The following is a 19,721-nucleotide window of genomic DNA, read 5'->3' as shown; positions in this document are numbered from 1 at the left end:
GCCCGCCTCCGGGGAGAGGGACGGGCGACGCGGAGGGAGCCCGTCCCGGCCCTCGGGGGTGGCGGGTGGGACGGACGATCAGGAGGGGCGGCCCCTCGGGGGACGGGGCGTCACATGGCGGTACCCGTCGACCACAGCACCGCGCCGCCCGAGCGGATGGTGACGTTCCCGTCGGTCCCCAGGACGAGTTGGGCGCCGTCGTGGCCGTCGGTGCGGGAGGACCAGGCGGTCACCCCGTCCTGGGTGTAGACCGCGAAGTTGCCGTCGGCCTGGAAGACCGCCTTGGCGCCCTGCCCGACGGTGCCGGACCACCACAGCGGGGTGCCCTTCGTGTCGTAGAGCACGAGGTTGCCGTCGCCCTGGAAGGCGAGGGTGATCCGGTTGGTGGCCCAGCTCTGCCCGGGTTCGAGGACGGCGGTGCCGTTCACGACGGTCGAGGTCCAGTGCTGCTGCGGCGGCTGCTGCTGCCGTGGGCTGCCGCTGGTCCGGGGGGTCTTGCTCGGTGCCGGGCTGTTGCTCTGCGACATGGGGTGCGCGCTGTGCGTGTCCCGTGTGGGCGAGGCCGCCGCCACCTCGGCGATGCGGTGCCGCCGGCCGTCCGTGGAGCCGTCGTCGCGGGCGGTGTCGGAGGAGGCCCCGGGCCGGGGGGAGGCGCTGCTGCCGGGGCCGGGGTCGTGGTGGTCGGACGCGTAGTCCTCGCCGGCGTCCCCGGCCCCCGCCTTGAAGGTGTGGGCGGGCGCGTCGTCGCCGAACACGGCCGGTGTCAGCAGGAACAGGGCGCTGAGCATGCCCGCTCCGGCCAGGACCGGCTTGGCGAGCGCGAGGCGCAGCCCGCCGCGCCCGCCCCCCGCGGCCTCGGGTGCGGCGGAGCCCGCCCGGTCGCCCCGGTCCCGCCGGCGCCCCCCGGCGCCGGTTCCGGAGGCGTCGGGCTCGCCGTCGTCGCCCGGCACCCCGGTCATCGGCGTGAGGGGTGCGGTGGCGGTACGGTCCGTGGCCGCGGGGGCGGGTACGGCGTGCGGGGCGTCCGGGCCGGCGTCCGGTGCGGTGCGACCGTGGCCCGCGAACTCCCCGGCGGGGGCCGGGCCGCCCTGCCCCGCCTCACCCAGCGGAGCGAGCTGCCAGGGGAGTTCGTTCTCCCACACCGCCTGGCCGGCCGACGCCCCGGTGGTCTGGTCGGGGGGGCCGGGGTCCGGCTCACGGTAGTTCATCTGCATGCCTTTCCCGGTCGACGGGTGGGTGATCGATCTACGGCGACCGATGGGCGTCGCTCTGTGCGCGCCCCGGCCCGGCCGACGGCATCGGAGGACGGGCTGCGGAGGACGGCCGCACGTCTCAGGACGTGGCGGGGTGCCTCGCTGCCCCGACCCTAGGGAGGGCGTGGGACCGGTTACGGGTGTTGAACCGGATCGTGCACGAACGCACGACCGCTCTACCCTTTTCGCCATCCCGGGTCACAGGATGCCCATGCGGATGGCGTACGCGACGGCGTGGGTCCGGTTGCGCAGCTCCAGCCGCTTGACCACGGTCTGTATGACGCTCTTGATCAGGCGCTCGGAGTAGCTGAGCTTGCTGGCGATCTCCACCGTGTCCAGTCCCTCGGCGAGGAGCCTGAGCACGTCGACCTCGCGCTGCGCCAGCTCCACCGGCAGCAGTCCGGCGGGCGACTCGTTCTTCTGCATGGTGCGCATCCGGTCCAGCAGCATGTTCATCAGCACGGGCGGTACGACCGACCGCCCGTGGTGGGCCTCGACGACCGCGACGACGATCTGGCTGAAGCTGGTGAACGGCCGCACCAGGAAGCTCGCCAGGCCGTGGTTGACCGCGAGGGCGAGCTGCTGCTCGGAGATGTGGTCCGCGACCAGCACGGTCCGGATGCGCCCGCCGGTGGTCTGCACGGCCCGGCTCATCGCGGACAGCGTCTTGCCGCTGACCGAGGCGGTGAGCATCACCAGGATGTCGGCGTCGGCCAGTTCGTCGTCCGTCAGCAGCCTGACGCGCTCGTCCGCGGCCAGGAAGGCGGCCGTGCCGTCACGGGTGAGGGGATCGTCGGCCTGTACGACGACTCGCGGCACCGGGCGTGCTTCATCTGTGTACTCAGGCATGGGACTCCTTGTCGAGAGCACGGCACCGCACCCGGCGAGCGCAGAGCCCGGGCCGCTGCGGCGCCAGGAGCCGTGCCGACCGACGGATCGGTCCTGGTCCGCGCCGGACCCGTGGACTGCGGGGGTGCGTCCTCACTTGCTCGGAACCGATCCTGGCAGGAGTCCCGGCGGCTCCCCCGGCTTCGCAGTCGATCAGTGCACTGTGAAACAAGAGCCGTGCCCCGGTGTGCAATGTCACCGTCACTCGGGGCAGGGCAACGCCCGGCCCCGTCAAGGGGGTTCACGCCTGAGAACAGGTGGTGCCGGTCAGTCGCCGTCCGCCGGGGTCCAGGCGGCCACGAGGTCCAGCAGGCCGGGGAAGCGGGCGTTCAGGTCGGCGACCCGGACGTGGCTGCGGCGCTCCAGGCCGTACTGGCGCTGGCGGGTGACGCCGGCCTCGCGCAGGGCCCGGAAGTGGTGGGTGAGCGAGGACTTGGGGCGGTCCAGGCCGAACCAGCCGCAGGTGTGGTCGAAGTCCTCGGACTCCAGCAGCAGTTTGCGGACGATCCGCAGCCGCAGCGGGTCGCTGAGCGCGCTCAGCACCGTCTCCAGCCTGAGTTCGCCGACGGCCGGCTCGGGCAGCGGGTCGGGCAGGCCGGCCGGCTCCGGCAGCACCTCGATGGTCATGTGCGGCTCCCTCTCCCGGACTTCCTCTCCCGGACTTCTTGTACGACTCCGATCGTACTGCATGCTAAGTTCGACTCCGCACGTACAAGTACGAGTCAACTCGTACCGCCGGACGCACGGGGAGGACTGTGTCATGACGGAGACGACCACCGAGGTGCGGGCGCCGGGGGCGGCGCACGGCGGCGAGGTGCCCGCACGCTGGATCTGGCTCGCCGCCTGGCCGGTGACGGCGGTGTTCGTGCTGTCCAACGCGGCCACCCCGCTCTATGTGCTGTGGCAGCGCGAGATGGGCTTCGGCAGGGGCACGCTGACCGTGGTCTTCGCCTGCTACATCGCCGGGCTGCTCGGCTCCCTGCTGGTGTCCGGCGTGCTCTCCGACCGGATCGGCCGCAAGCCCGTCCTGCTGCCCGCGCTGGGGCTCGCCCTCGCGGCCTGCCTGGTCTTCGCGACCGCCGGGGGCGTGGCCGCGCTGGTCGTCGCCCGGCTGTGCACCGGCATCGCGGTCGGTGCCGTGGTGTCGGCGGGCATGGCCGCGGTGACGGATGTGGCCGGACCCGCCCGGCGCCGGCTCGCGGCGCTGCTCGCCTCCTGCGCGATGGTGTTCGGCGCGGGGCTCGGACCGCTGCTCGCGGGCGTGCTGTCCGAGACCCTGCCGGCGCCCACGGTCACCGTGTTCGGGGTGGAGGCGGTGCTGCTCGGCACGGCCGTCGCGGTGGTGCTGCGGATGCCGGTACGGCGCCCCGCCGCGGGCGGCACGGGCGCCTGGGTCCGTGTGCCGGGGGTGCCCCGGGGCGCCGGCCGGACCCTCGCCCTGGGCATCGCCGTCTTCGCGCCCGGCATCACCGCCACGTCCTTCGTCCTGTCGCTCGGCCCCTCGCTCCTGTCGGACCTGCTGGGCACGGACAGCCGGATGCTCTCCGGGACCCTGGCCTTCGCGATGTTCCTCGGCGCGACGGGCGTGCAGTTCGCGGTACGGCGCCTGGACCGCCGCACGATCCTGCTCGCCGGCGCCGGCGCCACCGCCCTCGGCATGCTCGCCCTCGTCACCGCCGTCCGCACCGGCTCGGTCCCCGCACTGGGCGCCGCCGCGCTGCTGGGCGGGGCCGGTCAGGGCATGGGGCAGCTGGGCGGCCTGTCCCTGCTGAACTCGACGGTACCGACGGACCGCCTGGCCGAGGCCAACGCCGCACTGAACGTCGGCGGCTACCTCCCCGCCGGACTCCTCCCGGTCACCGCGGGCTACCTGAGCGACGGGCTGGGCCTGGCCACGGGGGCGACGCTCTTCGCCACGGCACTGGCGACCGCGGCGGTGGCCGGGGGCGGCCTGGTACTGCTGGAACGACGGTCCACCGCACGGCGCTAGCGCCCCCGAAGGAGCGCGGGGAACGGCGCGACCGGCCACGACGCACCCGGAGCCCGACGACGACCGCCGCTGGACGGCGGGACCGGTCCCCGCCGACCCCCGCCGGCCCTCGCAGGCGCACGCCGTGCGCCCTCACGCCGACCGCTTGCGGGACGACGTCTTCTTCGCCGCCGCCTTCTTCGCCGTCGTCGCCGTCGCCTTCTTCGCCGCCCCCTCCCCCGCCTTGGACGCCGACTTGCGCGCGGGGGCCGCCTTCTTCGCCGCGGCCGTCTTCTTCGCCGTGGACGTCGACTTCTTGCCGCCGGTCTCCTTGGGTGCGGCCCGCCCCTGCCGCAGGGGTCTGACCTCGGCCTCCGCGGCGCCGGCCCCGCGGGACTCGCGGGCCGCGCGGACGCTGCTCTCCAGGGCCGCCATCAGGTCGAGGACCTTGCCGGCGGCGGGGGCCGGGGCCTCGGGCGGGACCTCCCCGGTGGTCTTCGCGGCGATGACCTCCTCCAGCGCCTCCCGGTACTCGTCGTGCAGGTCGGCCAGGTCGACCTCGCCGAGCGTGTCCATCAGGGCGTCGGCGAGGTCGAGTTCCTTGTCGCGGATGGTGACGTCGGCGTCCGGGGCGACGCCCTCGGGCGCGCGGACCTCGTCGGGCCAGAGCAGGCCGTGCATGGCGATGGCGTCGTCGACGACCCGGAGCATGCCGAGCCGCTCCCGGCCGCGCAGCGCGTACTTGGCGATGGCGACCTTGTTGCTGCGCTTGAGGGCCTCCCGCAGCAGGGTGTACGGCTTCGCCGCGGGCGCCCCGCTCGCCGCGAGGTAGTACGCCGCGCCCATCTGGAGCGGGTCGATGCGGTCGGCCGGCACGAAGGCCACGATCTCGATGGTCCGGGCGGTCGGGATGGGCAGGTGGGACAGGTCCTCGTCGGTGATCGGGATGATCGAGCCGTCGGCGTCCTCGTACCCCTTGCCGATCTCGGCCTGGCTCACCTCCCGGTCCTCCAGCTCGCACACCTTGCGGTAGCGGATGCGGCCGTTGTCCTCGGTGTGGATCTGACGGAAGGCGATGGCGTGGCTCTCGGTCGCGTTCACCAGCTTGATCGGGATGCTGACGAGCCCGAAGGAGATGGCGCCGTTCCATATCGATCGCACGTGCCGCACCCTTCCTTTGGAGATTTATCCGCTTTGTCTGGGATTGTCATCCTATGACGCCTATCACAGAGGTGGAGGGGCGCCGGGTCGCGCTCAGCAACCTGGAGAAGGTGCTGTATCCGGAGACCGGCTTCACCAAAGGGGAGCTGCTGCACTACTACGCGACCACCGCCGGGGCCCTGCTGCCGCATCTGCGTGACCGGGCGGTGTCCTTCCTGCGCTATCCGGACGGCCCGGAGGGGCAGCTGTTCTTCACCAAGAACGTGCCGCCGGGTACGCCCGACTGGGTCACCACCGCCGAGGTGCCGCGCTCCTCGGCGGACAGCCCGGCCCGGATGGTGGTGGTCCAGGACCTGCCGAGCCTGGTGTGGGCGGCGAACCTGGTCACCGAGTTCCACACGCACCAGTGGCTGGTGCAGTCCCCGCAGGAGGCGGACCGGCTGGTCCTCGACCTCGACCCGGGCGCGCCCGCGACCGTCGTGCACTGCTGCGAGGTCGCCCTGTGGCTGCGTGAGCGGCTCGCGGCGGACGGGATCGAGGCGCACGCGAAGACGGCCGGGTCGAAGGGGCTGCACCTGCTGGCGGCGGTGCGCGGGAGTTCCTCCGAACGGACGTCCGAGTACGCGAAGGCGCTGGCGGTGGAGGCCGAGCGGGCGATGCCCCGGCTGGTGGTGCACCGGATGACCAGGAGCCTGAGGCCCGGGAAGGTGTTCGTCGACTGGAGCCAGAACGCGGCCCGCAAGACCACGGCCGCCCCCTACACCGTGCGCGCCCGCCGGATCCCCCTGGTCTCGGCACCGGTGACCTGGGAGGAGGTCGCCGACTGCCGGAGCCCCGCGCAGCTGGAGTTCCGGCCGGAGGACATCGCCCCGCGCCTGCAGGACCTCGGCGACCTGATGGCCCCCCTGACGGATCCGGCGCAGGCCGCACCCCTGCCCTGAGCTACAGCCTCCCCCAGGTGTGGCGGTCCCGGGCCATCCCGTGCAGGGCCTCCACGTCCGCCGGCTTGAGCACCCCGCCCAGCCGGCCGAGGTCCGCCAGCTCGCCGTCCGTCAGGATCCGCACCCCGCGCGGCTCGGCCGTCACGGTCACCTCGGCCGGGCCGACCAGGGCCAGCAGCGGGCGGACCTCGGCGGTCAGGGCGTAGGCGGCGCGGTCGGCGTCGGCGCGCAGCCGGCGCAGCAGCGGCTCGGCCTCGCGGCGGCCGAGGGTGACCATCGGGTCGGCGACCAGCACCCGGGTCCTGCGGGCGTACAGGGCGTGGACGGTGAACAGGCCGCCGGGGCCGATCACCAGGTGGTGGATGCGGTCGCCGCCGGGCAGGGGGAGGGAGTGCAGGGTGTGCCAGCCGGCCCCCTCCAGGCCGTCCAGGGCCTCGCCGACGGTCTGCTCGGCGGTCAGGGCGCGCCGGCGCGGGTCGGGGCGCAGCCGGTGGGCAGGGCCGGGGTCGCGGTCGAGGGCGACGAGCAGGGCCTCGCCGGGGCGGTTGGGGGCCAGGTCGTCGTCCGGGTGCAGGGTGAGCCGGGCGAGTTCCGCGGGGGTGGGGACCGGGGGCGGGCCCACGGTGACCGGGCCGGTCAGGAAGGGGTACAGGGCGGCGAGGACCTCGTCCCCGACGTCCTCGCCGAGCAGGTTGACCCGGCCCGTCTCGCGGTCGTACCAGGCGACGCTGGTCCCGTCCTCGCGGCAGACGTACAGCCGCTCCCGGCCGTGCCGGAAGGCCGGCACCACGCGCAGTCCGCTCATGCGCCATCACCCCTCGACCATGGGAACAGGCGGGGTGCGCCGGGGGCAAGACCGGTTACCGTGGAGGCCGGCCCTGCGAGGGGAGTGGGGGAGGCACCGTTGCGGACCCGCGGAACGCAGCCCGACGTGCCGGCTCCGGAGAGCCCGTGGAACGAGATCGTGCCCGGCCTGTGGATGGGCGGGCACGAGTTCCGGGGCCGCTCCGGACGGCTGGAGTTCGCCGTCGTACGAGACGAGTTCGATCTGGTGCAGTCGCTGCTGCGGCTGCCGGGTTACGGACCCGATCCGGAGGTGGAGCACCATGTGTGGCCGATACCGGACGGACCGCTGGACGGGACGCAGCTCGCCGGGGTGATCCGGCTGGCGCGGGCGGTGAACGAGGCGCTGGACGCCGGCCGCCGGGTGCTCGTGCGCTGCTACCACGGGTACAACCGCTCGGGGCTGGTCGTCGCGCACGCCCTGGTCCAGCGGGGTGACTCGGCCGACCAGGCGATCCAGCTGATCCGGGCCCGGCGCTCGGCGTGGGCGCTGCACAACGAGCTGTTCGTGGAGTACCTGCGGGCGGGCCTGGCGACCGTGCGGCTGCTGGAGGAGCTGGCCGAGTAGCCTCTCCCCCGCGCCGCGCGCGCCGCGCTCACGTCACAGGTGGCGTACGAAGCAGTACAAAGCGTACTTCCGTCAGAATGTAAGGATGCCAGTCCGCCCAGCCGGTCGTGCCGTGCGCACCGCCCTCGCCGTGACCGCCGTCGCCCTGCTCTCGGCGACGGCGGCGGCCTGCGGGGACAGCGGCGCCCTGCAGAGCGCCGGACCGACGCCGACCGCGGCCAGCCCGGCCAGGCTCTGGCCCGATCTGCGCCCGGCGTCCAGCCCGGCCTACCCCTACGACGTGGCGACCCGGAAGACCGTCGAGGGCATCACGGTGCGCGGTGACGACATCCGGAAGGTGGACCCGGTGGACGTCGTCGAGGCGGAGCTGGCGGCGCGCCCCGACGACTACGGATCGAAGGGGGCGTACCACGCGACCGTGGACCGGATGAAGGAGTGCCGGCCGGGCGGGAACCGGGCCCGGTGTCCGCTGCTCAAGCCGTACTACCGGGACCTCACCGGGGACGGCCGGGCCGATCTGACGCTGGGCTTCCGGCTGTACCCGACCAACCAGACGGCGGTACGGGTGTACACGGTCGAGGGGCACAGACTCGTGCAGGTGCTGGCCGACAACGACGCGATCGTCGGGGTGGAGCTGGCCGGCCGGGCGCTGATCGAGCGCTCGCCGGCCGACATCTCCGGCTACGAGTACCGCACCACCTGGGTGTGGGACCCGGGCCAGCGCGCGATGGTGTTCTCCCGCGACGAGTACCTGCACGTCGGCGACGGCCGGCACGGCAGGACCCCGTCACCCTCGCCCTCCCCCGCGGACAGCGCGGCGAGCCCGCGATGAGGCTCACGCTGCCCCACTGGGCCGGGGCCCTCGCCGTCAAGGCCGCCGTGTTCATCACGGTGATGTGCTGTGCGCTGGCGGCGCTGCTCGGCGTCCTCGTCCACGTATCGGTGACCAACCAGACCGTCGGCCAGGCCCGCGACCTGGCGCTGTCCCGGCTCGCCGACGCCACCCAGGCGTACGAGGCCGGGGACACGCTGCTGCCGGGTGCCGGGGTGGACCCGGAGGGGCTGCCCGCGCCGCTGCGGTCGATGGCGGTGGCCGGGGAGCGCGGGACGATGGTGGCCGCCCACCGGGGGCGGCCGTCGATGTGGGCGGCGGGTCCGGTGGCCGGGCACCGGGCGCTGGCCGTGGAGGTCGACTACTCGCAGCAGGCCCGCACCATCGACGGTCTCGACCAGTCGATCCTGTGGTCGTCGGCGCTGGCGATCGGGGCGACGGTGCTGGTCGGCGTGTTCGCGGTGACCCGGGTGACCCGGCGGCTGCACGGCACCGCGCGGGTGGCCCGGCGGATCAGCGCCGGCGACCTGGACGCCCGGGTCGGCGACCCCCGCACGAAGGACCCGACCCGGCCGCAGGACGAGGTCGCCGCGGTCGCGGCCGCGCTGGACACGATGGCCTCCTCGCTCCAGGGCAAGCTGCTGAGCGAGCAGCGGTTCACCGCGGACGTCGCGCACGAGCTGCGCACCCCGCTGACCGGGCTGCACGCGGCGGCGGAGCTGCTGCCCCCGGGGCGGCCGACGGAGCTGGTGCGGGACCGGGTGGCGGCGCTGCGCACGCTCACCGAGGACCTGCTGGAGATCTCCCGGCTGGACACCGGGCGGGAGCGGCCGGCGGTCGGCACGGAGGCGCTGGGCGCGCTGGCCGAGCGGGTGGTACGGGCCTCGGGCACCGACACCGAGGTGCGGATCCTGCGGGACGTCCGGGTGGAGACCGACCGGCGGCGGCTGGAGCGGGTGCTGGGGAACCTGGTGGCCAACGCCCACAAGCACGGGCACCCGCCGGTGGTGCTGACCGTGGACGGGCCCGTGGTGACCGTGCGGGACCACGGGCCCGGGTATCCGGAGTACCTGGTGGCCCACGGCCCGCAGCGGTTCCGCACCGAGGGCGGGGCCAAGGGGCACGGGCTGGGGCTGACCATCGCGGCGGGGCAGGCGGAGGTGCTGGGCGCCGCGCTGACGTTCGCCAACGCGGTGGACGGGGGCGCGGTGGCGACGCTGACGCTGCCCGCAGGGGCGCGCCCGGCCCACTAACAGCACAAAGCCTCACCATTTCGGTAGGTTCCGGACATGACGAAGGCCGGAACCACCCTGGCGGCGGCCCCCGCTCCCGCGCGCGCCCCGCGCCTTCCCCGGCGCCGGGGCGTCGAACTGTCCCTGCTCGTGCTGGCCGTCCTGCTGTCCGTGTACGGCTACTGCGCGGTGGGGCTGGCGCGGACCGGTACCGTGCCGCCCGGCGCCGTCGGGTACGGCGCCGGGCTCGCCGTGCTGGCCCTGTTCGCCCACATCGCGGTCCGGATCCGGGCGCCGTACGCCGATCCGCTGCCCCTGCCCATCGGCGTGCTGCTCAACGGGCTGGGCCTGGTGCTGATCTACCGGCTGGACCTGGAGACCCCGCGCGACCAGGCGGCCCCCACCCAGCTGGTGTGGTCGACGCTCGGGGTGGGCCTGTTCATCGGTGTCGTGCTGGTGCTGCGCGACCACCGGGTGCTCCAGCGGTACGCGTACGTCTGCGTGGTGGCCGCCCTCGCCCTGCTCGCGGCGCCCATCCTGTTCCCGGCGGTGAACGGGGCCCGGATCTGGATCCGGATCGCCGGGTTCTCCATCCAGCCCGGCGAGTTCGCCAAGGTGCTGCTCGCGGTGTTCTTCGCCGCGTACCTGGCCGCCAACCGCAGCGCGCTCGCCTACACCGGCCGCCGGCTGTGGCGGCTGCAGTTCCCGACCGGGCGGGTGCTCGGGCCGATCCTGACGATCTGGCTGCTGAGCGTGGGCGTCCTGGTGCTGGAGCGGGACCTCGGGACCTCGCTGCTGTTCTTCGGGCTCTTCGTGGTGCTGCTGTACGTCGCCACCGGACGCACCGGCTGGATCGCGGTCGGCCTGGTGCTGGCGGTGCTCGGCGCCGTCGCCGTGGGGCATCTGGAGCCCCATGTGGGCGGGCGGATCGAGGACTGGCTGCACCCCTTCGCCACCATCGAGGCCGGACACGGCCCCAACCAGCTCTCGCAGTCGCTGTTCGCCTTCGCCGCCGGCGGGATCCTCGGCACCGGGCTGGGCCTCGGCCACTCCATCCTGATCGGCTTCGCCGTCAAGTCGGACTTCATCCTGGCGACCGCCGGGGAGGAGCTGGGCCTGGCGGGTCTCGCGGGGATCGTGCTGCTGTACGCCCTGCTGGTGGAGCGCGGCTACCGGGCGGGCCTCGCGCTGCGCGAGCCGTTCGGCCGGCTCCTCGCGGTCGGGCTCGCCTCGATCGTGGCGCTCCAGGTGTTCGTGATCGCGGGCGGGGTCACCGGGCTGATCCCGCTGACCGGCATGGCGATGCCGTTCCTCGCCCAGGGCGGCTCCTCGGTGGTCACCAACTGGGCGATCGTGGCGCTGCTGGTCCGGGTGAGCGACTCGGCGCGCAGCCAGTACGACGGCCGGGAGACGCCGTGACCGAGTACGGCGGCCTCCCCGACGGCGGGCGCCCGATGGCGAAGTACATCCGGCACGCCTGCGCCTTCTGCGCCCTGCTGCTGGCGGCCCTGCTGGCCAACGCCACCCGGGTGCAGGTCGTGCAGTCCCGGGAGTACGACGGCAACCCGGCCAACCGCCGCGCCACGATCGCCCGCTACCAGCAGCCGCGCGGGAACATCCTGGTGGGCGGGGCGCCGGTCACCGGGTCGGTGGACACCGGGGAGCAGCTGCGCTACGAACGCACCTACGTCGACGGCCCGTTGTACGCGCCGGTCACCGGCTTCGCCTCGCAGACCTACGGCACCTCGTTCCTGGAGCACGCCGAGGACGGGGTGCTCTCGGGCACCGATCCGCTGCTGACGCCGCTGCCGCTCTGGAACGACGTCACGCGCGCGCCGAACCGCGGCGGGGACGTCGTCACGACCCTCGACCGGCGGGCCCAGGAGGCGGCGTACCGGGGGCTCGCGGGGCGCAAGGGCGCGGTGGCCGCGGTCGAGCCGGCCACGGGCCGCGTGCTGGCACTGGTGAGCAGCCCCTCCTACGACCCGGCGGAGCTGTCCGGCAACAACGAGGCGGTGTCGGCGGCCTGGGACCGGCTGGGCCACGACCCGGAGAAGCCGATGCTGAACCGGGCGGTACGGCAGACCTATCCACCGGGATCGACGTTCAAGGTGGTCACCGCGGCGGCGGCGCTGGACGCGGGCGTGGTGACCGACCTGGACGAGCGCACCGACTCCCCCGACCCCTACCGGCTGCCCGGCACCACCACCCGGCTGACCAACGAGGGCGACGGCTGCCGGGACGCCTCGGTGCGGGACGCCTTCGAGTGGTCCTGCAACACGGTCTTCGCGAAGCTGGGTGTGGACGTGGGGGTGCGGGACATGGCGACCACGGCCCAGGCGTTCGGGTTCAACGACACCGACCTGCGCATCCCCTTCGCCGTGGCGCCGAGCACCTTCGACACGAAGGTGGACCGGGCGCAGCTGGCGCTGTCCTCGATCGGGCAGTACAACACGCGGGCCACCCCGCTGCAGATGGCGATGGTCGCGGCCGCGGTCGCGGACGGCGGCCGGCTGCGTCCGCCGTACCTGGTGGAGCGGACCACCCGGCACGGCGGCGAGACGGTCTCCGGCAGCGGGGCCCGGCCGGGCCGGCAGGTGATGCGGCCGGACACGGCGGCCCGGCTGAGGGAGCTGATGGCCGGTGTGGTGCGGGAGGGCACCGGCACCAACGCGGCCATCCCCGGCGCGCTGGTCGGCGGCAAGACCGGCACCGCCCAGCACGGGGTCGGCAACTCCGGCGTGCCGTACGCCTGGTTCGTGTCCTGGGCGCAGGCCGAGCGTGCGCCCGAGCCGCAGGTGGCGGTGGCGGTCGTGGTGGAGGACGCCTCCGCGGACCGGGGCGAGATCAGCGGCGGCGGCGACGCGGCACCGATCGCGCGGGAGGTGATGCGGGCGGTGCTGCGCCGGTGAGCGGGGCGGCCGGTCAGCGGGTCAGCCGACGGGCCGGAGCATCTCGGAGCGGATGGTGAGGGTCTTCCGGGCGGCGGCGTCCAGGTCCACGTCGCCGGGGTCCTTCCGCCCGAGGCTGACCTCGCCGACGATGGCCGCCGTGTTGCCGTCCGCCCAGGAACAGACCGGGTAGGTGATCGTCGTCCCGGACTGCTTCTGGGTGAGCACCTGGCAGCTGACGGTGGTGTCCGCGCCGGACGGGGTGACGTCCTGGGCGGATTCCTCGACCGTCACGCTGTCGGCCTCGGCGGCGCCCTTGAGCATGTTGTGCCGGACCTCGGACTCGTTCTTGAACCGGCCGTACATGCCGGACACGAGCAGCATGCCCTGGGTGTTGTCGCCGTCCGGGCTGTAGCGGCCGACCGCGGCGTGGATGTCCTTCGCGTCCCAGGCGCCGTCGGCCTCGTCCTCTATCTTCTTCCCCTCGGTGCCGGAGAGGTCCTCGGCGAGGGTGTACTTCCCGTCCAGCAGCGTGTGGGGCAGGGTCAGTTTGTTCTTCGCCGCGGGGAAACCGCTCTCGGCCACCGTGCCGATCACGAGGAGCAGCGCGATCCCGCCCGCGACGACACCGCCCACGATGCCGAGCACCAGCCCGACCCGCCGCTTCTTCGGCGGCGGGGCCATGGGCGGCGCGCCCCAGCCGGGGTACTGCGGCTGGGCCGGGTACGGCTGCTGCTGGGGGTAGGGCTGCTGGGGCGGGTACGGCGAGCCGTACGGCCCGGGGGCCTGCTGGCCGTACGGCTGTTGCTGACCGTACGGCGCCTGCTGGCCGTACGGAGGCTGCTGGCCGTACGGGCCCGGGTTCTGCGGCGGCGGAGGCGTGGACACGCCAGCACGCTACTGCACCCGGGTGACACGACCGGCACCGCACCCCGCGCGGGTCAGTCCTCCGCCGCGCCGGACTCGATCGCCGCCTCCACCTCGGCCACCCGCTCCCGTTCCTCCGCGGCGAAGCGCTCGGCGTCCAGCTGCTCGGCCAGTTCCTCGTCCCGGGCCATCAGCAGGTCCAGGTCGGAGTCGGCCAGCTCCAGGACGCCCATGTCCACGTAGGCCTGCTGGAGCCGCCTGCCCCACAGGCCGATGTCCTTGACGCACGGCACGATGCGGCTGAACAGCAGCTTCCGGAAGAGCCGGAGGAACTCGGACCGTTCGCTCAGCGCCTCCGCCTCGGCCTTCGGGATGCCGAAGTTCTCCAGCACCTCGACCCCGCGCAGCCGGTCGCGCATCAGGTAGCAGCCCTCGATGACGAACTCCTCGCGCTCGCGCAGTTCGGCGTCGGTGAGCTGCCGGTAGTAGTCGCGCAGCGCCATCCGGCCGAAGGCGACGTGCCGGGCCTCGTCCTGCATGACGTAGGTGAGGATCTGCCGGGGCAGCGGCTTGTCCGTGGTGTCCCGGATCATGCCGAACGCGGCCAGCGCCAGGCCCTCGATGAGCACCTGCATGCCCAGGTAGGGCATGTCCCAGCGGCTGTCGCGCAGGGTGTCGCCGAGCAGCGACTGGAGATTGTCGTTGATCGGGTAGACGAGGCCTATCTTCTCGTGCAGGAACCGGCCGTAGATCTCGGCGTGCCGGGCCTCGTCCATGGTCTGGGTCGCGGAGTAGAACTTGGCGTCGAGGTCGGGCACCGACTCCACGATCCGCGCGGCGCAGATCATCGCGCCCTGCTCGCCGTGCAGGAACTGGCTGAACTGCCAGGAGGCGTGGTGCCGGCGCAGCTCGCCCTTGTCCTTCTCGGAGAGCTTGGCCCAGTACGGGGTGCCGTACAGGGACATCGCCTCCTCCGGGGTGCCGAGGGCGTCGTACGGGTCGACCTCCAGGTCCCAGTCGATCCGGGTCCGCCCGTCCCACTGCTTGTCCTTGCCCTTCTGGTACAGGGCGAGCAGGCGGTCGCGTCCGTCGTCGTACTCCCAGCTGAACCGGGCCGCGCCGGCGGCGGGCACCTGCCAGGGGGAGGCTCCGGGGTCGTTGGCGTAGAGGTCATGCGTCGGCATACCCGGCAGGCTCACACGTAGACGCCGGGTCAACAAGTCGCGCGCAAGGGATTGACGGGCTTGCTGACAAGCAGTCTCATAAGAGGCCGGACGACTACCCCCGGGTAACGAGGTGAGGGAGCCATGACGACCCTGACGGAAGCGGACGCGCTCGACGGGCTGCGCGACGCGCTCGGCCTGCTCAAGGACCGGGAACAGGTGGCCGAACGGCTGCTCGTCTCTTCCGCCAAGCACTCCTTCGACCCGGACAAGGAGCTGGACTGGGACGCGCCCTTCGAGGAGGGCAAGTGGTTCTGGCCGCCGGAGCTGGTGTCCCTCTACGACACCCCGATGTGGAAGCGGATGAGCGAGGAGCAGCGGATCCTGCTCTCCCAGCACGAGGCCGCCGCGCTGGCCTCGCTCGGCATCTGGTTCGAGATCATCCTGATGCAGCTGCTCGTCCGGCACATCTACGACAAGGCGGCGACGAGCGCGCACGTGCGGTACGCGCTCACCGAGATCGAGGACGAGTGCCGGCACTCGAAGATGTTCGCCCGGCTGATCTCGCACGGGGGCACGCCCTGGTACCCGGTGAGCCGCGTCCACCAGAACCTCGGCCGCCTCTTCAAGACCATCTCCACGACCCCCGGCTCCTTCACCGCCACGCTCCTCGGCGAGGAGGTCCTGGACTGGATGCAGCGGCTGACGTTCCCGGACGAGCGGGTGCAGCCGCTGATCCGCGGGGTCACCCGCATCCACGTGGTCGAGGAGGCCCGGCACGTCCGGTACGCCCGCGAGGAGCTGCGCCGCCAGATGGTGACCGCCCCGAAGTGGTCCCAGGAGTTCACCCGGGTCACCTCCGGCGAGTTCGCCCGCGTCTTCTCGGTCGCCTTCGTCAACCCCGACGTCTACACCAACGTGGGCCTGGACAAGCGGGAGGCCATGGCCCAGGTGAAGGCCAGCGCACACCGGCGGGAGGTCATGCAGACGGGCGCGAAGCGGCTGACGGACTTCCTGGACGACATCGGGGTGCTGCGGGGCGTGGGGCGGCGCCTGTGGAGGGCGTCGGGCCTGCTGGCGTAGGCCGGCCGGTACGGCCCGGAGGGGTGCGGGAGCCCCCGCGGGCGGCCACGGCGTGCCGGCGGACGGAAGACGGCCGCGGGCGCGCGGCGATTAGGCTGCTGGCCATGACCCCGTCGGCCACCCCCGCATACCGCCGCCTGAGCGTCGAGGAGCGACGAAGTCAGCTCCTCGACGCCGCCCTGGGCCTCTTCGCGCACCGCGCCCCCGAGGAGGTCTCCCTGGACGACGTGGCGGAGGCGGCCGGAGTGTCCCGCCCGCTGGTGTACCGGTACTTCCCGGGCGGCAAGCAGCAGCTGTACGAGGCCGCGCTGCGCTCCGCCGCCGAGGAACTCCGGCAGTGCTTCGACGAGGCCCGCGAGGGCCCCCTGCTGCCCCGCCTGTCCCGCGCCCTGGACCGCTATCTGGCCTTCGTGGACCAGCACGACGCCGGCTTCAGCGCGCTGCTCCAGGGCGGCAGCGTGGCGGAGACCTCCCGCACCACCGCCATAGTGGACGGGGTGCGCCGGTCCGCCGCCGAGCACATCTACCAGCACCTCGGCGTCACCGGCCCCGGGCCGCGGCTGCGCATGACGGTCCGCATGTGGATCACGGCCGTCGAGGCGGCCTCCCTCATCTGGCTGGACGAGGACAAGCAGCCCCCGGCCGGTGAGCTGCGGGACTGGCTGGTGGACCAGTTCGTGGCCGTCCTCACCGTCACCGCGGCCCGCGACCCCCAGACCGCGGCACTCGTCGGCGCGCTCGCCGAGGATGGCCGAGACTGACCTCGTGAAGAGTCAGGACACCCCCTTCGAGGGCGGCCCCATGGACGGGCGGGTGCTGCCCGTCCTGCTCGGTCCCACCGGGCACCCCCCGAAGACGTACGCCATCCCCGTCCCGGACCCGGAGGGCGGCCCGCCCACGGTGCTGGTCTACCGGCGTGTGCCCCGGGGGCACAGCAGGAGGCTGGGGCTGGTCCAGGGGTGGAAGTACGCGTACGACCCGGACGACAGGTCCGGGGGCAGGCTCCGCTGGCCCTGGTCGCGACCGAACGGGTGAATCCGCCGCGCCGCACCGCGCGGGCCTGCTCCTCGCACCCCACCGAAGCGTCCGATTATCACCTTTGCGACTATCCCATCAGCAGAGGTGATGACGTGTCAGGAAGCCTCCTGCGGCTGGCCTGTGCGGCCACGGTGGCGGCCCAGGCCGTTCTCGTGCCCGTACCGGCCGTGGCCGCACCGGACCCGCAGCGGTCCGTGGCCCAGCTGCTGACGGATCTCCAGCGGCTGTACCGGCAGACGGAACAGGCCACCGAGACCTACAACGCCACGACCGAGCAGCTGGAGCGGCAGCGCGCCGAGGTGGCCCGGCTCGACGGCGAACTGGCCCGCGCCCGGCTCGCCCTGCAGGGCAGCCGGACCGATGCCGGGCGCCTGGCCCGGCAGCAGTACCAGAGCAGCGGCGGCCTCGGCCCGTACGTGCGGCTCCTCCTCGCGCCCGACCCGCAGCACGCGCTGGACGAGGGGCACGTCATCGGCGAGCTGGCACGCCAGCGGGCCCGTACGGTGACCCGGCTGGCCACCGCCGAGAAGCGCAAGGACGCGCTGGCCCGTGCCGCCCGCAGGGCCCTCGACACCCAGCTCGCCCTGGCCGGCCGGCAGAAGCGGCAGCGCGACGACGTCCGGGCCGGACTCGCCGACGTGGAACGCCTGCTGGCCGGTCTCACCCCCGACCAGCTCGCCGCGATCGCCCGCCTGGAACAGCAGGGGGTCGCCGAGGCCCAGCGCAGGCTCACCACCGCGGGCGCCCTCCCCGCCGACCGCCCGGCCACCGCGCAGGGCGACCGCGCGGTCCGCTACGCCATGGAGCAGGTCGGCAAGCCGTACGCGTGGGGGGCGGCGGGACCGGACGCGTTCGACTGCTCGGGGCTCACCTCGCAGGCGTGGGCCCACGCGGGGACACCGATCCCGCGCACCAGCCAGGAGCAGTGGGAACAGCTGGAGAGGATCACGCTGAACCAGCTCCGGCCGGGCGATCTGGTGGTGTACTTCCCCGAGGCGACGCACGTCGCCCTGTACGCCGGGGACGGCAGGGTCGTCCAGGCACCGAGGCCGGGCGAGAAGGTCACGGTCTCCCCGATCGCCGGCTACCCGATCCTCGGCGCGGTACGTCCCGGTCCAACAGGGCGGGGCTAGGACCTCTCTTAGCCTTCGCAGAACTTCTTCCCCGCCGCGGCCGCGCCGTCCTCGAATCCGTTCCGGAAGTTGTCGTTGACCGGTACGCGCTTGAGGTCCCGGACGTCGCAGTCGTTCTTCATGGCGGCGTAACCCGCCTTGTAGCCCGCCGCGTACTGCTCCTGGGCGTTCATGCGCGCCCCCTGCTCGGCCGTGCCGCACCTGACCTCGGGGCCACCGACCTGCCGGGCACTGACGGTGCCGGCGGCATGGCTGATCGTCGCGGAGAACGCGCCCGCGGCATCGGTCCGCACAGTGCCCTCGGCTCCGTGGGCGGACTCGACGAACACGGCCTTGCCCGGCTCGAAGTCCTCGCCGACGACCTCCAGGTGCATCGGGCCGTCGGCCCGCGAGACACCGCAGGTGGGCGACGCCGCCGCGGCCGGCGGGGCGGCGGCCGTCACGGCCCCCGCGGTCAACGCCGACACCGCCAGGGGAGTCAGCACCGCCAGGCGTACGCGTCGACCGTCCATGGGAACTCCTACGTGGCTCGTCCCCCTCCGGCCCCTTCACACCAGCGTCCCTCCGCCGGTGAGAGGTGTCAAAAGGGGGACGGTCCCGTCAGGCCCCGGCCACCGAGCCCAGGTAGGCGGCCGTCTTCTCGGGGTCGTAGAAGAAGTCCTCGAAGTCGGCCGGGTCGTTGAACGCGTTGGCGAAACGATCCGCCACCGGCTGGAGCTGTCCGGCCGCGCCGATGAGGTTCAGCACGTGCTCCGGCGGCGGCGCCAGCATGGCGTTGGTCCACTTGGTGACGTGCTGGGCGGTGGCCCAGTACCGGTCGAAGGTCTGCCGCATCCACTCCTCGTCGAACGGCTCGTCCCCGCGCTCCAGGATCGAGGCGAGGTACGCGGCCGCGCACTTGGACGCCGAGTTGGAACCCTGGCCGGTGATCGGGTCGTTGGCGACGACCACGTCGGCCACGCCGAGGACCAGACCGCCGCCGGGCAGCCGGCCGACGGGGTTGCGGACGGTCGGGGCGTACCGCCCGGCCAGCGTGCCGCCGGCGTCGGTGAGTTCGACCTTGGTGGCCCGCGCGTACTCCCAGGGCGTGAACCGCTCCATGAGTTCCAGCGTCAGGGAGAGGTGCTCCGCCGGGTCCTTGACACCCTTGAAGACGTCGAGCGGGCCGCCGGGTATGCCCTCCCAGAACAGGATGTCGGCGCGGCCGGAGGTGGTCAGGGTCGGCATGACGAACAGCTCGCCGACGCCCGGGACCAGGTTGCAGCGGACCGCGTCGAACTCCGGGTGCTCCGGGCGCGGGCCGAGCCCGTGGACGTACGCCACCGCCAGCGCCCGCTGCGGCTCGCTGTACGGGGAGCGTTCGGGGTCGCGGGCGAACATCGACACCAGCTCGCCCTTGCCGGCGGCGACCAGGACGAGGTCGTAGGTGCGGGAGAAGTAGTCCAGGTCGCCGACGGCCGCGCCGTGGATGACCAGCTGGCCGCCGCGCTGCGCGAAGGTCTCCATCCAGCCGGCCATCTTCACCCGCTGGTCGACCGACTGCGCGTAGCCGTCCAGCCTGCCGACCCAGTCGATGGCCCGCTGGGTCGGGCCCGGGTCGTGCGAGCCGGGCGCGGCGACGGAGACGCCGAGTCCCTCGATCTTCGGGGCCTGGGACTCCCAGAAGTTCAGCTGGAGGTCGCGCTCGTGCTGGAGGGCCGTGTCGAACATGCACTGCGTCGACATGACCCGGCCGGAGCGGATCTCGTCCGCGGTCCGGTTCGACATGAGGGTGACCTCGTAGCCGTGCGACTGCAGGCCGAGGGCGAGCTGGAGGCCGGACTGGCCGGCCCCGACGACGAGTATCTTCCGCATGCGGG

The 19,721-nt window shown here is 73.4% G+C and carries 20 protein-coding genes; 11 read left to right on the top strand and 9 right to left on the bottom strand.

What is annotated here, in order from left to right; genetic code table 11:
• Nucleotides 1–110: 110 nt before the first annotated feature.
• The 3 genes from IEZ20_RS35830 to IEZ20_RS35820 all read right to left on the bottom strand — a co-directional run bounded on the left by IEZ20_RS35830 (nt 111) and on the right by IEZ20_RS35820 (nt 2,768).
• Nucleotides 111–1,214 (bottom strand): hypothetical protein, encoded by a 1,104-nt coding sequence (locus tag IEZ20_RS35830; protein ID WP_189306585.1) that lies wholly within the window; start codon nt 1,212–1,214, stop codon nt 111–113.
• A 237-nt stretch (nt 1,215–1,451) separates the two neighbouring features.
• Complete coding sequence (locus tag IEZ20_RS35825; protein WP_189306583.1) at nt 1,452–2,102, bottom strand: response regulator transcription factor; 651 nt, start codon at nt 2,100–2,102, stop codon at nt 1,452–1,454.
• A gap of 306 nt (nt 2,103–2,408) precedes the next feature.
• A complete protein-coding gene (locus tag IEZ20_RS35820) occupies nt 2,409–2,768 on the bottom strand; it encodes an ArsR/SmtB family transcription factor (protein ID WP_189306581.1) in 360 nt (119 codons plus the stop codon).
• Nucleotides 2,769–2,901: 133 nt separating this feature from the next.
• On the opposite strand from IEZ20_RS35820, the gene IEZ20_RS35815 reads away from it, so the two are divergent.
• Entirely contained in the window at nt 2,902–4,131 is a 1,230-nt protein-coding gene (locus tag IEZ20_RS35815) for an MFS transporter (RefSeq protein WP_189306580.1), read from the top strand.
• A gap of 132 nt (nt 4,132–4,263) precedes the next feature.
• Here IEZ20_RS35815 and ku read toward each other — a convergent pair whose 3' ends face one another.
• Nucleotides 4,264–5,271: a non-homologous end joining protein Ku gene (gene ku / locus IEZ20_RS35810; RefSeq protein WP_189306578.1), complete on the bottom strand. Its 1,008-nt coding sequence runs from the start codon at nt 5,269–5,271 to the stop codon at nt 4,264–4,266.
• 53 nt (nt 5,272–5,324) lie between these two features.
• On the opposite strand from ku, the gene ligD reads away from it, so the two are divergent.
• Nucleotides 5,325–6,212, top strand: coding sequence for a non-homologous end-joining DNA ligase (gene ligD, locus IEZ20_RS35805; RefSeq protein ID WP_189306576.1), 888 nt, complete (start codon nt 5,325–5,327; stop codon nt 6,210–6,212).
• Between the two features lies 1 nt (nt 6,213).
• On the opposite strand, the gene IEZ20_RS35800 is transcribed toward ligD, so the two are convergent.
• Complete coding sequence (locus tag IEZ20_RS35800) at nt 6,214–7,017, bottom strand: nuclease-related domain-containing protein (protein ID WP_189306574.1); 804 nt, start codon at nt 7,015–7,017, stop codon at nt 6,214–6,216.
• 99 nt (nt 7,018–7,116) lie between these two features.
• Here IEZ20_RS35800 and IEZ20_RS35795 point away from each other — a divergent pair, with 99 nt between their 5' ends.
• From IEZ20_RS35795 to IEZ20_RS35775, 5 genes are all read left to right on the top strand, one after another.
• Nucleotides 7,117–7,623, top strand: a complete 507-nt coding sequence (locus tag IEZ20_RS35795) for a protein-tyrosine phosphatase family protein (protein WP_189306572.1) — start codon at nt 7,117–7,119, stop codon at nt 7,621–7,623.
• 85 nt (nt 7,624–7,708) lie between these two features.
• On the top strand, nt 7,709–8,455 hold the full coding sequence (locus IEZ20_RS35790) for a hypothetical protein (RefSeq protein WP_189306570.1): 747 nt from the start codon (nt 7,709–7,711) through the stop codon (nt 8,453–8,455).
• Nucleotides 8,452–9,708 carry an ATP-binding protein gene (locus tag IEZ20_RS35785; RefSeq protein ID WP_189306568.1) on the top strand — a complete coding sequence of 419 codons (1,257 nt, stop codon included), beginning with the start codon at nt 8,452–8,454 and terminating at the stop codon, nt 9,706–9,708. The genes IEZ20_RS35790 and IEZ20_RS35785 overlap by 4 nt, the downstream gene beginning before the upstream one ends.
• 36 nt (nt 9,709–9,744) lie before the next feature.
• Nucleotides 9,745–11,106: an FtsW/RodA/SpoVE family cell cycle protein gene (locus IEZ20_RS35780; protein WP_189306566.1), complete on the top strand. Its 1,362-nt coding sequence runs from the start codon at nt 9,745–9,747 to the stop codon at nt 11,104–11,106.
• Nucleotides 11,107–11,141: 35 nt separating this feature from the next.
• On the top strand, nt 11,142–12,599 hold the full coding sequence (locus tag IEZ20_RS35775) for a penicillin-binding transpeptidase domain-containing protein (RefSeq protein ID WP_189306637.1): 1,458 nt from the start codon (nt 11,142–11,144) through the stop codon (nt 12,597–12,599).
• A 21-nt stretch (nt 12,600–12,620) separates the two neighbouring features.
• Here IEZ20_RS35775 and IEZ20_RS35770 read toward each other — a convergent pair whose 3' ends face one another.
• Nucleotides 12,621–13,466 (bottom strand): hypothetical protein, encoded by an 846-nt coding sequence (locus IEZ20_RS35770; RefSeq protein ID WP_189306563.1) that lies wholly within the window; start codon nt 13,464–13,466, stop codon nt 12,621–12,623.
• Between the two features lie 53 nt (nt 13,467–13,519).
• Nucleotides 13,520–14,629 carry a ferritin-like domain-containing protein gene (locus IEZ20_RS35765; RefSeq protein ID WP_189306561.1) on the bottom strand — a complete coding sequence of 370 codons (1,110 nt, stop codon included), beginning with the start codon at nt 14,627–14,629 and terminating at the stop codon, nt 13,520–13,522.
• A 123-nt stretch (nt 14,630–14,752) separates the two neighbouring features.
• Between IEZ20_RS35765 and IEZ20_RS35760 the strand changes: the two genes are divergently transcribed.
• The 4 genes from IEZ20_RS35760 (at nt 14,753) to IEZ20_RS35745 (ending at nt 17,862) form a co-directional block, all read left to right on the top strand.
• Nucleotides 14,753–15,691 (top strand): AurF N-oxygenase family protein, encoded by a 939-nt coding sequence (locus tag IEZ20_RS35760; protein ID WP_189306559.1) that lies wholly within the window; start codon nt 14,753–14,755, stop codon nt 15,689–15,691.
• Nucleotides 15,692–15,795: 104 nt separating this feature from the next.
• Nucleotides 15,796–16,452, top strand: a complete 657-nt coding sequence (locus tag IEZ20_RS35755; RefSeq protein WP_189306557.1) for a TetR/AcrR family transcriptional regulator — start codon at nt 15,796–15,798, stop codon at nt 16,450–16,452.
• A gap of 4 nt (nt 16,453–16,456) precedes the next feature.
• Nucleotides 16,457–16,726 carry a DUF8847 domain-containing protein gene (locus IEZ20_RS35750; protein WP_189306555.1) on the top strand — a complete coding sequence of 90 codons (270 nt, stop codon included), beginning with the start codon at nt 16,457–16,459 and terminating at the stop codon, nt 16,724–16,726.
• Nucleotides 16,727–16,821: 95 nt separating this feature from the next.
• Entirely contained in the window at nt 16,822–17,862 is a 1,041-nt protein-coding gene (locus IEZ20_RS35745) for a C40 family peptidase (protein WP_189306553.1), read from the top strand.
• Nucleotides 17,863–17,870: 8 nt separating this feature from the next.
• On the opposite strand, the gene IEZ20_RS35740 is transcribed toward IEZ20_RS35745, so the two are convergent.
• Both IEZ20_RS35740 and IEZ20_RS35735 read right to left on the bottom strand, forming a co-directional pair.
• Nucleotides 17,871–18,374: a hypothetical protein gene (locus IEZ20_RS35740; protein ID WP_189306551.1), complete on the bottom strand. Its 504-nt coding sequence runs from the start codon at nt 18,372–18,374 to the stop codon at nt 17,871–17,873.
• An 88-nt stretch (nt 18,375–18,462) separates the two neighbouring features.
• The gene (locus tag IEZ20_RS35735) at nt 18,463–19,716 is read right to left on the bottom strand and encodes a styrene monooxygenase/indole monooxygenase family protein (RefSeq protein ID WP_189306549.1); all 1,254 of its coding nucleotides are present in this window, start codon (nt 19,714–19,716) and stop codon (nt 18,463–18,465) included.
• Between the last annotated feature and the right edge of the window lie 5 nt (nt 19,717–19,721).

It is taken from the genome of Streptomyces cinerochromogenes, from assembly GCF_014648635.1.
In the GTDB taxonomy this organism is placed as follows: Bacteria; Actinomycetota; Actinomycetes; order Streptomycetales; family Streptomycetaceae; genus Streptomyces; species Streptomyces cinerochromogenes.
Note: the sequence above shows the minus strand (reverse complement) of the source record. Positions and strands in the feature narration are given on the sequence as shown.

What these genes read in the sequence shown, in the direction of transcription:
- IEZ20_RS35830 (WP_189306585.1), bottom strand. Translation starts at nt 1,214, where the DNA reads ATGCAGATGAACTACCGTGAGCCGGACCCCGGCCCCCCCGACCAGACC.
- IEZ20_RS35755 (WP_189306557.1), top strand. Translation starts at nt 15,796, where the DNA reads ATGACCCCGTCGGCCACCCCCGCATACCGCCGCCTGAGCGTCGAGGAG.
- IEZ20_RS35740 (WP_189306551.1), bottom strand. Translation starts at nt 18,374, where the DNA reads ATGGACGGTCGACGCGTACGCCTGGCGGTGCTGACTCCCCTGGCGGTG.
- ligD (WP_189306576.1), top strand. Translation starts at nt 5,325, where the DNA reads ATGACGCCTATCACAGAGGTGGAGGGGCGCCGGGTCGCGCTCAGCAAC.
- IEZ20_RS35820 (WP_189306581.1), bottom strand. Translation starts at nt 2,768, where the DNA reads ATGACCATCGAGGTGCTGCCGGAGCCGGCCGGCCTGCCCGACCCGCTG.
- IEZ20_RS35760 (WP_189306559.1), top strand. Translation starts at nt 14,753, where the DNA reads ATGACGACCCTGACGGAAGCGGACGCGCTCGACGGGCTGCGCGACGCG.
- IEZ20_RS35815 (WP_189306580.1), top strand. Translation starts at nt 2,902, where the DNA reads ATGACGGAGACGACCACCGAGGTGCGGGCGCCGGGGGCGGCGCACGGC.
- IEZ20_RS35735 (WP_189306549.1), bottom strand. Translation starts at nt 19,716, where the DNA reads ATGCGGAAGATACTCGTCGTCGGGGCCGGCCAGTCCGGCCTCCAGCTC.
- IEZ20_RS35825 (WP_189306583.1), bottom strand. Translation starts at nt 2,102, where the DNA reads ATGCCTGAGTACACAGATGAAGCACGCCCGGTGCCGCGAGTCGTCGTA.
- IEZ20_RS35800 (WP_189306574.1), bottom strand. Translation starts at nt 7,017, where the DNA reads ATGAGCGGACTGCGCGTGGTGCCGGCCTTCCGGCACGGCCGGGAGCGG.
- IEZ20_RS35790 (WP_189306570.1), top strand. Translation starts at nt 7,709, where the DNA reads ATGCCAGTCCGCCCAGCCGGTCGTGCCGTGCGCACCGCCCTCGCCGTG.
- IEZ20_RS35780 (WP_189306566.1), top strand. Translation starts at nt 9,745, where the DNA reads ATGACGAAGGCCGGAACCACCCTGGCGGCGGCCCCCGCTCCCGCGCGC.
- IEZ20_RS35775 (WP_189306637.1), top strand. Translation starts at nt 11,142, where the DNA reads ATGGCGAAGTACATCCGGCACGCCTGCGCCTTCTGCGCCCTGCTGCTG.
- IEZ20_RS35785 (WP_189306568.1), top strand. Translation starts at nt 8,452, where the DNA reads ATGAGGCTCACGCTGCCCCACTGGGCCGGGGCCCTCGCCGTCAAGGCC.
- IEZ20_RS35765 (WP_189306561.1), bottom strand. Translation starts at nt 14,629, where the DNA reads ATGCCGACGCATGACCTCTACGCCAACGACCCCGGAGCCTCCCCCTGG.